The organism is Clavibacter michiganensis (assembly GCF_021216655.1).
Lineage (GTDB): Bacteria > Actinomycetota > Actinomycetes > Actinomycetales > Microbacteriaceae > Clavibacter > Clavibacter michiganensis.
The window spans coordinates 1,938,858-1,954,085 of the sequence record NZ_CP080437.1; the positions used below are offsets into that span (position 1 = coordinate 1,938,858).

The window sequence follows — 15,228 nt, forward strand, 5'->3', positions numbered from 1 at the left end:
GGGGGACGACTACCAGCGGTAGTGCGCGAAGGCCTTGTTCGACTCGGCCATCTTGTGGGTGTCCTCGCGGCGCTTGACCGCGGCACCGAGGCCGTTGGATGCGTCGAGGATCTCGTTGGTGAGACGCTCGGTCATGGTCTTCTCGCGACGCGACTTGGCGTACGTCGTGAGCCAGCGGAGCGCGAGGGTGTTCGCGCGGTGCGGCTTGACCTCGATCGGCACCTGGTAGGTGGAGCCACCTACGCGGCGCGAGCGGACCTCGAGGGCCGGGCGGACGTTGTCGAGCGCCTTCTTCAGCGTGACGACGGCATCCTGGCCGTTCTTCGCCGCGACGCCGGCGAGGGCGTCGTAGACGATCTTCTCGGCGAGGCCCTTCTTGCCGTCGAGCAGGATCTTGTTGACGAGCTGGCTGACGATCGGCGCACCGTAGACGGGATCTGCGACGACAGGGCGCTTGGGGGCGGGACCCTTGCGAGGCATTACTTCTTCTCCATCTTCGCGCCGTACCGGCTGCGAGCCTGCTTGCGGTTCTTCACGGCCTGGGTGTCGAGCGCGCCGCGGACGATCTTGTAGCGCACGCCGGGGAGGTCCTTCACGCGACCGCCGCGGACGAGCACCATGGAGTGCTCCTGCAGGTTGTGGCCCTCACCGGGGATGTAGGCCGTCACCTCCTGGCCGTTGCTGAGCTTGACGCGGGCGACCTTGCGCAGGGCCGAGTTCGGCTTCTTGGGCGTGGTCGTGTAGACGCGGGTGCAGACGCCGCGCTGCTGGGGGTTCGCCTTCAGGGCGGGCGCCTTGGTCTTGACGACCTTGGGCGTGCGGCCCTTGCGGACCAGCTGCTGGATGGTGGGCACTACGGGACTCCTCGATGCTGCACGGTGACAGCGGGTTGATGGTCAGCATTCGACGCCCGCGAGCGGGGATCGAGTTCAACTGGACCCGCGCGTCCGTCGCCCACGGGAGTGGGAGGCGCCGGCGGGTATGCCGTGGGGGCCGGCCGAATGGACGAACCCTGATCGGTGCGCTCCTGGTCGGCCCGCGCGCACCGACTTCACGGCACGACACGAGCGCACGCCTGAGCGCACACCCCCGCAACGATACAGTTCCGCGACTCGCCGGTCAAACGGTGGACGAGGGGCCGCGGGCGGCCAACGCGACGGCGCCGAGGCCCAGCAGCGCCGAGATCCCGAGCACGGCGACGCCGAACGGATCCACGAGGTGGCGGACGGCGAAGGCGAGGCTCGCGAACACGTCCGCCCCGCCCAGGAGGAAGAGCACGGCCCCGACGATCCCGTACGCGAGCCAGGCGCCGGCGCCCCAGCCGATGACCGGCAGGACGGGGATCCGGCGCTCGCGGTCGGCCTCGCGCGTGGTGCGGATGAGGCCGACGGCGAAGACCAGCGTCGCGCTCACGACCATCACGGGTCCGAGGAGGACGCCGGCATCGCGCTCGGGGATCACCTCGTCACCGCCGAGCAGGGCGACGAAGCCGAAGACGCACACGACGAGCGCGACGTGCATGACGGCGGCCAGGAGGGGGATCACTCCCCCAGCCTGACACGCGTCAGCGGTGGTCCGGCTGCTCCGCCAGCTTGCGGTCGTACTCGGCGCGGGCCTCGGCGTTCTTGGCCTTGATCCGGCGGCCGCGTGCGCTGATGCCGGCACCGAGCCACGTGACGAGCTCGCGGGCGAGGAAGCCCGCGAGGATCCCGTCGGGGAAGGTCACCGTGCGCTGGAGCAGGAGCGCCTGCTCCGACGGGGCCAGGTCCATGACGCCGCCCTGGAGGAGGCGCGTGCCGACGTACGCGGCGTAGACGAGGACCGCGACCGGGAGTCCTCCGAGGACGAACGCCCACCACTTGCCCCGGTTGACCAGGAGCGCGAGCAGGACGAAGAACACGAGGAACGCGATCGTGGGCACGTAGAAGACGGGCGACGCGATGTAGCGGCCGAAGACGTCGCCGAACGCGTCGGGGTCGCGCACCGAGGCGAGGAGCGCGGTGCCCAGAGAGTAGAGCAGGGCGAAGAGGATGGCGGCGACGACGGCGATGAGGACGCCGAAGCCGCGGTTGCCGCGCTTCTCCGGCGGGACGGGGGCCTGCACGTAGATGGGCTGCGACTGCGACTGGCGCGCGGCCTCCTCGTCGCGGGCGCGGCGGTCGCGCTCCTCGCGCTCGCGCGCGTCGGCCTCGCGGGCCTCGCGCTCGCGGCGCTCCCGGTCCTCGACGTCGCGCTGTCGGGCCTCGGCCTCGCGCGCTTCTGCCTCACGCGCCTCGGCCTCACGCGCCTCGCGCTCGCGGTCGTCGCGCGCCCGGGCCTCGGCCACGCGGGCCTCGGACTCGCGTCGCTCGCGCTCGCGCGCGTCGTGGTCCTCGTCGACCGGGGCGGCGAACGCCGTCTGGTCGAAGGTGGAGGTGTCGGAGTGCGCGGAGTCGGCGCTCCGGTCTGCGGGGCCGTCGTCGAAGGCGGCGGCGGCGCGCTCGTCGGGGGTGCGGGGATCCAGCGGCTGGTCGGCCTCGTCGGGCTGTCGGTGCGGGGCGGGCCTGTCGTCGGTCATGGCACGAACCTACCTCGGCAGCGCCCCGCTGCCCGGGCGGCATGCCGGGCAGCGGCCAGATGGGCGCGAGCGGCTAGAAGGGCTCGAGGAGCCGCTGCAGGAACCTGCGCGTGCGCTCCTCCGTCGGGTGCTGCAGCACCTGCGACGGGTGCCCGCGCTCGACGACCACGCCGTCGTCCATGAACACGACCTCGTCGGCCACCTGCCGGGCGAACGCGAGCTCGTGGGTGACGATCACCATCGTCCACGCCTCGTCGGCGAGCTCCTTGATGACGCTGAGCACCTCGCCCACGAGCTCGGGGTCGAGGGCGGACGTCGGCTCGTCGAACAGCAGGATCTGCGGCCGGAGGGCGAGCGCGCGCACGATGCCCACGCGCTGCTGCTGCCCGCCGGACAGCTGGAACGGGTGCTGGTCGCGCTTGTCGGCCAGGCCCACGCGGGCGAGCAGCTCCTCGGCCTCCCGGGTCGCCTCGGCGACCGGGCGCCGCTGGACCTGCACGGGGCCCTCGATGACGTTCTCCAGCACCGTCTTGTGGGGGAACAGGTTGTACTGCTGGAACACCATCGCCGAGCGGTCGCGCAGGGCGAGCAGCTCGCGGTGCCGCGGCTTCGCGGCGAAGTCGACGCGGAGGGGGCCCGTCGTGCGGGACCGGGAGCCGGCGTCGGCCGCGGCGACCTCGACGACGCCCTCCTCGGGCACCTCGAGGCCGTTGAGGGAGCGCAGGACCGTGGTCTTGCCGGATCCGCTCGGGCCGATGAGCGCGGTCACGCCACCGCGACGGACCTCGAGGTCGATGGAGCGGAGGACCTCGTTGTCGCCGAACGACTTGCGGAGGCCGCGGACGGTGAGGACGGGCTCGCCGGGCTCGCGCGCGGCGGCGCGTGCGGGATCCTGCGGATCAGTGGGCGACATACCGGTCGAGCCTCCTCTCGAGGCGGGTCTGCGCGAACGACAGCACGAGGCAGACGAGCCAGTAGATCAACGCCGCCTCGAGGTACAGCAGCATGTACTCGAAGGTGGACGACGCGATGAGCTGCGCCTGCTTGAAGAGCTCGGTCACGAGGATCACCGAGGCGAGGGACGTGTCCTTGACCAGGCTGATGAACGTGTTCGACAGCGGCGGCACCGACACGCGCGCGGCCTGCGGCACGATGATGCGTCGCAGCGTCAGGGCGCGGGACATGCCGATGGTGTGGCCGGCCTCCCACTGCCCGCGCGGCACCGAGAGGATCGACGCGCGGATGATCTCCGCCGCGTAGCCGCCGACGTTCACCGACAGGGCGATGACCGCGCTCGGCCACGGCGGCAGGACGACGCCGATGGACGGCAGGCCGTAGAAGATCACGAAGAGCTGCACCAGGAGCGGGGTGCCGCGCACGACCGAGATGTAGAAGCGCGCGATGCCGGACACGAGCCGGTTGCCGTAGAGCCGCATGAGCGCCAGGCCGAGCGCGATGGCGAGGCCCAGGGCGAACGTGACGAGGGCGAGCGGGATGGTGCCGCGGATCGTCTCGAGCGCGAGCGGCCCGAAGGACGACCAGAACAGGTCCCACTCCCTCGACATGCGATCCCCTCGTCTCGTCCTCGTCCGTCAGCGTACGCGGCGGTCTACTGCGAGACGTCCGCGCCGAAGTACTTCTCGGAGATCGACGCGAGCGTGCCGTCGGCGCGCAGGTCGGCGAGTGCCTGGTCGACCGCGGTCACGAGGTCGTCGCTGCCCTTGCGGAAGACGAGCGCGCTGAGCGACGGGTCGTCGGTCTCCGCGGCGACCTGCAGGTCGGAGTCGCCCTGCTGCTTCTGGTAGTCGAGGAGCGTGAGGCGGTCGTTGATGGTCGCGTCGACGCGGCCCTGCTGGAGGAGCGTCACCGCCTGCGCGAAGCCCTCGACGGCCTCGACCTTCGCGCCGCTCTGGGTGGCGAGCTCGTTCCAGTTGCTCGTGAGCGACTGCGCGGTGGTCTTGCCGGCGAGGTCGGCGAACGAGCTGATGCCCGAGTCGGAGCCCTTGACGATGATCACGCCGGGCGAGACCGTGTACGGCTCGGAGAAGTCGTAGACCGTCTTGCGCTCGTCCGTGATGGAGATCTGGTTGGCGATGACGTCCCAGCGCCCGGCCTCGAGGCCCGCGAAGATGCCGTCGAACTGGGTCTCCTCGAAGACCGGCTTGACGCCGAGCTTGTCCGCGACCGCGGTCGCGACCTCGACGTCGTAGCCAGTGAGCGCGCCCGAGCCGGATCCCTCGTGGAAGGAGAACGGCGAGTACGTGCCCTCGGTGCCGATGACGAGCTCGCCCTTGGCCTTGACGTCGGAGAGGCTCGTCGCGGCGGCGGGGGTGCCGGAGGTGCCGTCAGCGGATCCGGTGCCCGCATCGCCCGAGGCGCAGCCCGCGAGCCCGAGGGCGGCCACGGCCAGGAGGCCGGTGAGGGCGACGGAGGGACGGAGGCGGGAGCGGAGCGTCATGGGGGTCCTTGCGGTCACGGCGGATCCCGGATGCGGGATCGCCTCGTGCGGGTGCTGTGTTCGCGGTGCTGCGTTCGCGGTGATGCGGCGTCCGATGCCCGGAACCCGTCCGGGTGCGCCGACCGCCATGATCTCAACGCCCTCGCCGTGTCGGTATTCCCGTGTCGCCGGATGACGGGCGGCGCCCGCTGGCCCGCTCGCCCGGTGGCTAGAAGAGCGGCTCGGGCTCGGACCCGTCGCCGTCGTCCACGACCGGCCCGATCTCGCCCTCGAGCTCCTGGAGGCGCAGGGCCACGACGCGGTCGAGTGCCTGGCGGATGACGGGCGCGAGCGGGGCGAGCTCGCGCGCCATCGCGTCGTCCACGACCCGTCGGATGTCGTCCTCGCGCTCCCCGTAGTCGACGAACGCGGGCATGCCGAAGGGGTGGTCGCGGTAGAGGGGTCCGCGGGTCTCGCGGTAGAGGCGCTCCGCGGCATCGCGGGCCGCCTCGGCGCGCGCGACCTCGAGCGCGGCGACGAGCGGATGGATCGCCGTGTGGGGCGCGTCCCGCGGGATCGCCTCCTGGTCCGTGAACGGCGATGCGTCGCAGGCCGGGCAGGAGCCGGATCCGCTGCCCGACGAGGTCGAGGTGTCCGTGGCGTAGCGGAGCGCGTGCGCCCGCCATGCCAGGACCACGTCCTCCAGCATCCGCACGACGCCTCCTCGGGTGCCCGCGCGTCAGCCGGCGCCGGGTGCGCCCACTGTATCGCCGGGACGGGCCCCGATCCGGGAGCCCGGCGGTGCGGGACGGGGGCGCGCGACGCGCGCCCCCGGGGACGAGGAAGGGCCCCGCCGGAGCGGGGCCCTTCTCATCGTGCGCTCACGCGCCGGCGGTCCTAGTTGTAGGTGCCGGGCGTGTAGTCGTCCGAGCTGAAGCTGTCGAAGTCGACGAAGCTCAGGTCGGACTCGTTGAACACCGACTCATCCGTGAAGATGCGGTTCGGGTAGCGCTCTGCCTTGGCCTCCTCCGTCGCGGTGACGGTGACGTCGCGGTACTTCGCGAGCCCCGTCCCGGCCGGGATCAGCTTGCCGATGATGACGTTCTCCTTGAGGCCCATCAGCGGGTCGGACTTGCCCTCCATGGCGGCCTGCGTGAGCACGCGGGTCGTCTCCTGGAAGGACGCGGCCGACAGCCACGACTCGGTCGCGAGCGAGGCCTTGGTGATTCCCATGACCTCCTGGCGGGCGGAGGCGGTCTTCTTGCCCTCCGTCAGCGTGGCGCGGTTGACCTCGTTGTAGCGGGCCCGGTCGACCAGCTCACCGGGGAGGAGGTCCGTGTCGCCGTGCTCGACGACCGTGACCTTGCGCAGCATCTGCCGCACGATGACCTCGATGTGCTTGTCGTGGATCGGGACGCCCTGCGAGCGGTAGACGCCCTGGACACCGCCCACGAGGTGCTTCTGCACCTCGCGCACGCCCTTGACCCGGAGGACCTCCTTCGGGTCGATGGCGCCGACGTGCAGCTGCTGCCCGAGCTCGACGTGCTGGCCGTCCTCGACGAGGAGGGTCGCGCGCTTGAGCACCGGGTAGATGTGCGGCTCGTCGCCGTTGTCCGGGGTCAGGATCACCTTGCGGCTGCGATCCGTGTCCTCGATCGTGATGCGACCGGCGGCCTCCGCGATGGGCGACGCACCCTTGGGGGTGCGGGCCTCGAAGAGCTCCTGCACGCGGGGCAGACCCTGCGTGATGTCGTCCGCCGATGCCACACCACCGGTGTGGAAGGTGCGCATCGTGAGCTGCGTGCCGGGCTCGCCGATCGACTGGGCCGCGATGATGCCGACGGCCTCGCCGATGTCGACGAGCTTGCCGGTGGCGAGCGAGCGGCCGTAGCAGGCCGCGCACACGCCGACGGCGGACTCGCACGTGAGGACCGAGCGCACCTTGATCTCGTGCACGCCGGCAGCGATCAGGTGGTCGATCATGACGTCGCCGACGTCGCTGCCCGCGGGGGCGACGACCTCGCCTGCCTCGTTGACCGCGTCGGCGGCCAGCGAGCGGGCGTACACCGAGTTCTCCACGTTGGAGTCGCGGACGGACGAGCCGTCAGCGCCCTTCGTGGCGATCGGCAGGTCGAGACCGCGGCCGGTGCCGCAGTCGTCCTCGCGGATGATGACGTCCTGCGACACGTCCACCAGACGACGGGTGAGGTACCCGGAGTCGGCGGTGCGCAGCGCGGTGTCGGCCAGTCCCTTGCGGGCACCGTGGGTGGAGATGAAGTACTCCGCCACCGTCAGGCCCTCGCGGTACGAGTGGACGATCGGGCGGGGGATGATCTCGCCCTTCGGGTTCGACACGAGGCCGCGCATGCCGGCGATCTGGCGGACCTGCATCCAGTTGCCTCGTGCCCCGGAGGACACCATGCGGTTGATGTTGTTGTCGGCGGGGAGGTTGTCCTCCATCGCCTTCGCGACCTCGGCGGTGGCCTTGTTCCAGATCTCGATGAGCTCCTGACGACGCTCGGCGTTCGTCGTGAGTCCCTTCTCGAACTGGCCCTGGACCTTGGCGGCCTGCTTCTCGTAGCCCGACAGGATGGCCGCCTTGGTGGGCGGGGTCAGCACGTCGGAGAGGGCGACCGTGACGCCGGAGCGCGTGGCCCAGTAGAAGCCCGCGTCCTTGATCCGGTCGAGCGCTGCCGCGACCTCCACCTTCGGGTACCGCTCGGCGAGGTCGTTGACGATCTCGGAGAGCTTGCCCTTGTCGGCGACGGCCTCGATGTAGGGGTAGTCGACCGGCAGGGTCTCGTTGAACAGCGCGCGACCGAGGGTGGTCTCGAGCAGCACGGGGCCGACGGTCTTGCCCTTCTCGTCGAGCTCGACGCCCTCGGGCGCCTCGCCCTCGCCGAAGTAGATGTCGTGCAGGCGGATGCGCACCTTGGCGTTGAGGTCCAGCGAGAGCTGGTCCTTCGCCAGGATGGCCTCGGCCACCGAGCTGAACGCGCGACCCTCACCGGCGACGCCCTCCTTGAGGGTGGTCAGGTGGTGCAGGCCGATGATCATGTCCTGCGTGGGCAGGGTGACCGGGCGTCCGTCCGACGGCTTGAGGATGTTGTTCGAGGCGAGCATCAGGATGCGCGCCTCGGCCTGGGCCTCGACCGACAGGGGCAGGTGGACGGCCATCTGGTCGCCGTCGAAGTCCGCGTTGAACGCGGCGCAGACGAGCGGGTGCAGCTGGATCGCCTTGCCCTCCACGAGCTGGGGCTCGAACGCCTGGATGCCCAGGCGGTGGAGCGTGGGCGCGCGGTTGAGCAGCACGGGGCGCTCGCGGATGATCTCCTCGAGCACGTCCCAGACCTGTCCGCGGCTGCGCTCGACCATGCGCTTGGCGGCCTTGATGTTCTGGGCGTGGCTCAGGTCGATCAGGCGCTTGATGACGAACGGCTTGAACAGCTCGAGCGCCATCTGCTTGGGCAGACCGCACTGGTGCAGCTTGAGCTGCGGCCCGACGATGATGACCGAGCGGCCCGAGTAGTCCACGCGCTTGCCGAGCAGGTTCTGGCGGAACCGGCCCTGCTTGCCCTTCAGCATGTCGCTGAGGGACTTGAGCGCGCGGTTGCCGGTGCCCGTGACGGGACGACCGCGGCGGCCGTTGTCGAACAGCGCGTCGACGGCCTCCTGCAGCATGCGCTTCTCGTTGTTGACGATGATCTCGGGAGCGCCGAGATCCAGAAGACGACGGAGGCGGTTGTTGCGGTTGATCACGCGGCGGTACAGGTCGTTCAGGTCGCTGGTCGCGAAGCGGCCGCCGTCGAGCTGCACCATCGGGCGCAGCTCCGGCGGGATGACCGGGACGACCTGCAGCACCATCGCGGCCGGCGAGTTGCCGGTCGCGAGGAAGGAGCTGACGACGCGCAGGCGCTTGATGGCGCGGATCTTCTTCTGGCCCTTGCCGGTGGCGATCTGCTCGCGGAGCAGCTCCCCCTCGGCCTCGAGGTCGAAGGCCTCCAGGCGCTTCTGGATCGCCTCGGCGCCCATGTGGGCCTCGAAGTAGATGCCGAAGCGGTCCTGCAGCTCGTGGAAGACGGCGTCCTCGGGCTTGAGCTCGCCGACCTTGAGGCTGCGGAACTCCTCCCAGACGCGCTCGAGACGGGAGATGTCCTCGTCGAACGCCTTGCGCGTCTGACCCATCTCCTTCTCGGCGCCGTCCTTCGCGCGGCGCTTCTGGTCGCTCTTGGCGCCCTCGGCCTCCAGCGCGGCCAGGTCGGTCTCCAGGCGCCCGAGGCGCTCGGCGATCTGGCTGTCGCGCTGGTCCTGCAGGGTCTTGATCTCGAGCCGGAGCTCGTTCTCGAGGCCAGGCATGTCCTCGTGGCGAGCATCCTCGTCCACGCTGATCACCATGTAGGCGGCGAAGTAGATGACCTTCTCGAGGTCCTTCGGCGCCATGTCGAGCAGGTAGCCGAGGCGCGACGGGACGCCCTTGAAGTACCAGATGTGCGTGACGGGCGCGGCGAGCTCGATGTGGCCCATGCGCTCGCGGCGGACCGCGGACTTGGTGACCTCCACGCCGCAGCGCTCGCAGACGATGCCCTTGAAGCGCACCCGCTTGTACTTGCCGCAGGAGCACTCCCAGTCGCGGCTGGGTCCGAAGATCTGCTCTCCGAAGAGGCCGTCCTTCTCGGGCTTCAGCGTGCGGTAGTTGATGGTCTCGGGCTTCTTGACCTCACCGTGCGACCAGCGGCGGATGTCGTCGGCCGTGGCCAGGCCGATCCGCAGCTCATCGAAAGTTGTTACGTCGAGCAATTTTCCTTCTCTCCTTGGAAAGCTTCGAGTCGAAAGTCTTGAGCGGGCTTAGATGTCGTCGATGCTGGACGACTCGAAGCGGGTGGAGATGTTGATGCCGAGCTCCTCCGCCGCGCGGAAGACCTCGTCATCCGTGTCGCGCAGGCTGACCGCCTGGCCGTCGGCCGAGAGGACCTCGACGTTCAGGCAGAGGGACTGCATCTCCTTGATCAGGACCTTGAAGGACTCGGGGATACCCGGTTCCTGGATGTTCTCGCCCTTGACGATGGCCTCGTACACCTTCACGCGGCCGAGGATGTCGTCCGACTTGATGGTGAGGAGCTCCTGCAGCGCGTACGCGGCGCCGTAGGCCTCGAGCGCCCAGACCTCCATCTCGCCGAACCGCTGGCCGCCGAACTGGGCCTTACCGCCCAGGGGCTGCTGCGTGATCATCGAGTAGGGACCCGTGGAGCGCGCGTGGATCTTGTCGTCCACCAGGTGGTGCAGCTTCAGGATGTACATGTAGCCGACCGAGACGGGCTCCGGGAACGGCTCGCCGGAGCGGCCGTCGAACAGGCGCGTCTTGCCGCTGGACCCGATGAGGCGGTCGCCGTCGCGGGTGACCGTCGTCGAGTCGAGCAGGCCGGCGATCTCCTCCTCGAGCGCTCCGTCGAACACCGGGGTGGCGACCTTCGTGCCGGCCGGGGCCTGGCGCGCGTGGTCCGGCAGGCGCTCGGCCCACTTCGGCTTGCCCTCGACCTCCCAGCCCTGCTTGGCGATCCACCCGAGGTGGGTCTCCAGGACCTGGCCGAAGTTCATGCGACCGGGGATGCCGAGCGGGTTGAGGATGACGTCGACCGGGGTCCCGTCGGCGAGGAACGGCATGTCCTCGACCGGCAGGATCTTGGAGATGACGCCCTTGTTGCCGTGACGGCCGGCGAGCTTGTCGCCCTCGGTGATCTTGCGCTTCTGCGCGATGAACACCACGACGCGCTGGTTGACGCCGGAGCCGAGCTCGTCGTCGCCGTCCTGCGAGTCGAAGACCTTGACGCCGATGATCGTGCCCTGCTCGCCGTGGGGCACCTTCAGGGACGTGTCGCGGACCTCGCGGCTCTTCTCGTTGAAGATCGCGCGCAGCAGGCGCTCCTCGGCGCTGAGCTCGGTCTCGCCCTTCGGCGTGACCTTGCCCACGAGGATGTCGCCGGGGCGGACCTCGGCGCCGATGCGGATGATGCCGCGCTCGTCGAGGTCGGCGAGCAGCTCCGGGCTGACGTTGGGGAGGTCGCGGGTGATCTCCTCCTTGCCGAGCTTGGTGTCGCGCGCGTCGACCTCGTACTCCTCGATGTGGATGGAGGAGAGGGTGTCGTCCTTGACCAGGTTCTGGCTCAGGATGATCGCGTCCTCGAAGTTGTGGCCCTCCCACGGCATGAACGCGACGAGCAGGTTCTTGCCGAGCGCGAGCTCGCCGTTCTCCGTGGCGGGGCCGTCGGCGATGACCTCGCCGGCCTCGATGCGGTCGCCGGCCGAGACCAGGACGCGGTGGTTGTAGCTCGTGCCCTGGTTGGAGCGGTCGAACTTGCGCAGGTAGTACGTCTGCGTGCCGCCCTCGTCGAGCTGGATGGTGACGACCTCGGCCGACACCTCCTGCACGACGCCCGAGGCGTCGGCGGTGAGGACGTCGCCGGCGTCGATCGCCGCGTAGCCCTCCATGCCGGTGCCGACGAGCGGGCTCTCGCTGCGCAGCAGCGGGACGGCCTGACGCTGCATGTTCGCGCCCATGAGGGCCCGGTTCGCGTCGTCGTGCTCGAGGAACGGGATGAGCGAGGTGGCGACCGACACCATCTGGCGCGGGGAGACGTCCATGTAGTGGACGTTCTCCTTCGCGACGAGCTCCACCTCACCGCCCTTGGGGCGGACGAGGACGCGGTCCTCCGCGAAGCGGAAGTCCTTCGTGAGGGGCGCGTTGGCCTGGGCGACGAGGAACTCGTCCTCCTCGCTGGCCGTGAGGTAGTCGATCGTGTCCGTGACCACGCCGTCGACGACGCGGCGGTACGGGGTCTCGATGAAGCCGAACGAGTTGATGCGGGCGAACGACGCCAGCGAGCCGATCAGGCCGATGTTCGGGCCTTCCGGGGTCTCGATGGGGCACATGCGGCCGTAGTGCGACGGGTGGACGTCGCGGACCTCGACGCCGGCGCGCTCACGGGACAGACCACCCGGGCCGAGCGCCGAGAGGCGGCGCTTGTGGGTGAGGCCCGCGAGCGGGTTGTTCTGGTCCATGAACTGCGACAGCTGGCTCGTGCCGAAGAACTCCTTGATCGCGGCGACGACGGGGCGCACGTTGATCAGGGTCTGCGGCGTGATGGCCTCGATGTCCTGCGTGGTCATGCGCTCGCGGACGACGCGCTCCATGCGGGACAGGCCGGTGCGCACCTGGTTCTGGATGAGCTCGCCGACCGCGCGGATGCGACGGTTGCCGAAGTGGTCGATGTCGTCCACGTCGAGGCGCAGCTCGACGGGCTTGCCGTCGCGCGTGCCGTTCATCTTCGTCTCGTTCGCGTGCAGCGAGACGAGGTACTTGATGGTCGCGAGGATGTCCTCGACCGTCAGCACCGAGTCGGTGAGCTGCTTGTCGATGCCGAGCTTGCGGTTGATCTTGTAGCGACCCACCTTCGCGAGGTCGTAGCGCTTCGGGTTGAAGTAGAAGTTGTCCAGCAGCGCGCGGGCGGCCTCGGCGGCGACCTGCTCGCCGGGACGGAGCTTGCGGTAGATGTCCTTGAGGGCCTCCTCCTTGGTGAGGATGGAGTCCTTCTCGAGCGTGAGCTCGATGGACGCGACGCCCTTGAACTCCTCGAGGATCTGCTCGCTGGTGAGGCCGAGGGCCTTCAGGAACACGGTGACCGACTGCTTGCGCTTGCGGTCGATGCGCACGCCGACCTGGTCGCGCTTGTCGATCTCGAACTCGAGCCAGGCGCCGCGGGACGGGATGACGCGGGCGGAGTAGATGTCCTTGTCGGAGGTCTTCTCCTGCTGGCGCTCGAAGTACACGCCGGGCGAGCGGACGAGCTGGGACACGACGACACGCTCGGTGCCGTTGATGATGAACGTGCCCTTCTCCGTCATGAGGGGGAAGTCGCCCATGAAGACCGTCTGGGTCTTGATCTCACCCGTGAGGTGGTTCATGAACTCGGCCTCGACGTAGAGGGGAGCGGAGTAGGTCTTGCCGCGCTCCTTGCACTCGTCGATGGAGTACTTCTGCTCCTCGAGGTACGGGTTGGTGAACCCGAGCTGCATGGTCTCGCCCAGGTCCTCGATGGGGGAGATCTCCTCGAAGATCTCCTCGAGGCCCGAGTTGAGCGCCAGGTCGGTGCGACCCTGCGCGGTGCCCTCCTCGACGCGCCGCTTCCACGCGTCCGAGCCGACGAGCCAGTCGAAGCTCTCGGTCTGCAGGGCGAGGAGGTCGGGGACGGTGAGGGTGTCAGTGATCTTCGCGAACGAGAGCCGCGATGCGTCGCGACCGTTCTGGGGAGTGGGAGTTGCGTTGCGCGCAGCAGCCAAGGAAATTACCTCCGTGGGCCCCGTCGGGCTCCGATGTCGTCGATACGCCGAGACCGACCCGGGACGTGACCCGTGCCGATCCTGATGGAGTTGCTCGCCACACCTCGCGGGATGGGCTCGGGATGGACCCGAGCGCACACGATGACCGACCGCAATATGAAGGCAAAAGGGAGTGGGAGCGCAAAGGATCACCATACGGGTCGCGACGCGCCATGTCCAGCGGAATCTTGCATCCTCGGCGTGTCTCGGTGTATAACGTGCGGCTGCCCTGCCGGGCGACGCCTCGGGCCGCGTAGCGTCGGGGCATGAGCGCACCCTGGCACGTGTCCCCCGGCGGCCCCTCGCACGTGCACGTGGCGGGCGACGTGGAGGTCCGGAAGGCCTCCGTCGGACCCATGGACAACGACGCGTACCTCCTCACCGACCTCGACTCCGGCGAGCGCATGCTCGTCGACGCGGCGGCCGACGTCGACCGGCTGCTCGCCCTCGTGTCGGAGCCGGATCCCGTGGGACGCCTCGACGTCGTCGTCACGACCCACGGCCACGCCGACCATCACGGCGCGCTCGCGGCCGTGCTCGACGCGACCGGCGCGTCCTCGGCCGTGGGCGACGCCGACGCGGGCGACCTGCCCGTCGACGCCGACCGTCGGCTCGCCCACGGCGACCGGGTGGCGTTCGGCGGCGTGACGCTCGAGGTGGTCGCCCTCCGCGGGCACACGACCGGCAGCGTCGCCCTCGTGCTGCAGCCGGGTGACGGGAGCACGCACCTCTTCACGGGCGACTCGCTCTTCCCCGGCGGCGTCGGGAGCACGCAGGGCGACGCTGGCCGCTTCCGGCAGCTGATGGACGACGTGGAGGAGCGCCTGTTCGCGCGCTTCGCCGACGACGCGCACGTGCACCCCGGCCACGGCGACTCGACGACGCTCGGCGCGGAGCGCGGATCCCTCTCCGCGTGGCGCTCGCGCGGCTGGTGACGGGTCGCCGGCGCCCGGATCCCGGTGCCGGACGGACGCCTAGGCTGAGGAGATGCCCGAGCACCCGTCGACCGTCCTGTCCCTGAGCGGGCACCGGGCCGTCATCGAGCCCGACCGGTTCGTGCCGGGCGCGTACCAGCTCGTGGTCGACGGCACGCCCCAGTCCCACGTCAACATGGACGACCCGGGCGAGCTGTTCTTCGAGTACGTGCAGCGCATGGGGCACGTCATCGACCTCGTCGGCGACCCGGGGCAGCCGATCACCGCCCTCCACCTCGGCGCCGGCGCGCTCACCATCCCGCGGTACGTCGAGGCGACGCGGCCCGGATCCCGCCAGCAGGTCATCGAGCTCGAGCAGGACCTCGTGGACCTCGTGCGCGAGCACCTGCCCTGGTCGCGGAAGGCCTCCATCCGGCTCCGCTACGGCGACGCCCGCGAGGTCATGGGGCGGCTGCCGCACGGGCTCCGCGGATCCGTCGACCTCGTCGTGGTGGACGTCTTCAGCGGCGCCCGCACGCCCGCCCACATCACGAGCCGCGACTTCTACGCGGAGGCCGCGGCCTTCCTCGCGCCCGGCGGGATCATGACCGTCAACGTCGCCGACGGCCACGGCCTCCGGTTCGCCCGCGGGCAGGCCGCGACGATCCAGGACGTCCTCCCCCACGTGGCCGCGCTCGCCGAGACGCAGGTGCTGAAGGGCAGGCGGTTCGGGAACGTCGTGTTCGCCGCGTCCGCGACGCCGCTGCCCTTCGACTTCGTGCCGCGCCTGCTCGCCGGGGGCCCGCACCCCGCCAAGGTCGTCGAGGGCCGCGAGCTCGCCGACTTCATCGCCGGCGCGTCCGTCGTGACCGACGCCACGGCCGTCCCGTCCCCCTCCCCCGCCCGCAGCGTCTTCCAGACGAAGCCCTGACCGGCAGGGTGCCGAG

Annotated in this window: 12 protein-coding genes; 2 read left to right on the forward strand and 10 right to left on the reverse strand. The window is 70.1% G+C overall.

The genetic code is table 11. From position 1 onward, the window contains the following. Positions 1-9: 9 nt before the first annotated feature. From rpsG to rpoB, 10 genes are all read right to left on the reverse strand, one after another. Complete coding sequence (rpsG, locus tag K0V08_RS09020) at positions 10-480, reverse strand: 30S ribosomal protein S7 (RefSeq protein WP_012039311.1); 471 nt, start codon at positions 478-480, stop codon at positions 10-12. Further along, positions 480-854, reverse strand: coding sequence for a 30S ribosomal protein S12 (gene rpsL, locus K0V08_RS09025; RefSeq protein ID WP_012039312.1), 375 nt, complete (start codon positions 852-854; stop codon positions 480-482). The genes rpsG and rpsL overlap by 1 nt, the downstream gene beginning before the upstream one ends. Before the next feature lie 265 nt (positions 855-1,119). Continuing rightward, the gene (locus K0V08_RS09030; protein ID WP_012039313.1) at positions 1,120-1,545 is read right to left on the reverse strand and encodes a DUF6121 family protein; all 426 of its coding nucleotides are present in this window, start codon (positions 1,543-1,545) and stop codon (positions 1,120-1,122) included. A 19-nt stretch (positions 1,546-1,564) separates the two neighbouring features. Next, complete coding sequence (locus K0V08_RS09035) at positions 1,565-2,557, reverse strand: hypothetical protein (protein WP_079534237.1); 993 nt, start codon at positions 2,555-2,557, stop codon at positions 1,565-1,567. Positions 2,558-2,630: 73 nt separating this feature from the next. After that, a complete protein-coding gene (locus K0V08_RS09040) occupies positions 2,631-3,470 on the reverse strand; it encodes an amino acid ABC transporter ATP-binding protein (RefSeq protein WP_079534236.1) in 840 nt (279 codons plus the stop codon). After that, positions 3,457-4,122: an amino acid ABC transporter permease gene (locus K0V08_RS09045; RefSeq protein WP_012039316.1), complete on the reverse strand. Its 666-nt coding sequence runs from the start codon at positions 4,120-4,122 to the stop codon at positions 3,457-3,459. Before K0V08_RS09045 ends, K0V08_RS09040 begins: the two co-directional genes overlap by 14 nt. Positions 4,123-4,166: 44 nt before the next feature. Then, entirely contained in the window at positions 4,167-5,015 is an 849-nt protein-coding gene (locus tag K0V08_RS09050) for an amino acid ABC transporter substrate-binding protein (protein ID WP_079534235.1), read from the reverse strand. Between the two features lie 208 nt (positions 5,016-5,223). Then, positions 5,224-5,703 carry a hypothetical protein gene (locus K0V08_RS09055; protein WP_174239457.1) on the reverse strand — a complete coding sequence of 160 codons (480 nt, stop codon included), beginning with the start codon at positions 5,701-5,703 and terminating at the stop codon, positions 5,224-5,226. Positions 5,704-5,891: 188 nt separating this feature from the next. Further along, positions 5,892-9,791 (reverse strand): DNA-directed RNA polymerase subunit beta', encoded by a 3,900-nt coding sequence (locus K0V08_RS09060; protein ID WP_012039319.1) that lies wholly within the window; start codon positions 9,789-9,791, stop codon positions 5,892-5,894. 48 nt (positions 9,792-9,839) lie between these two features. Continuing rightward, on the reverse strand, positions 9,840-13,328 hold the full coding sequence (gene rpoB, locus K0V08_RS09065) for a DNA-directed RNA polymerase subunit beta (RefSeq protein ID WP_012039320.1): 3,489 nt from the start codon (positions 13,326-13,328) through the stop codon (positions 9,840-9,842). A 305-nt stretch (positions 13,329-13,633) separates the two neighbouring features. On the opposite strand from rpoB, the gene K0V08_RS09070 reads away from it, so the two are divergent. Continuing rightward, entirely contained in the window at positions 13,634-14,302 is a 669-nt protein-coding gene (locus K0V08_RS09070) for an MBL fold metallo-hydrolase (RefSeq protein ID WP_079534234.1), read from the forward strand. A 52-nt stretch (positions 14,303-14,354) separates the two neighbouring features. Continuing rightward, positions 14,355-15,212, forward strand: a complete 858-nt coding sequence (locus K0V08_RS09075; RefSeq protein ID WP_012039322.1) for a spermidine synthase — start codon at positions 14,355-14,357, stop codon at positions 15,210-15,212. Positions 15,213-15,228: the final 16 nt, after the last annotated feature.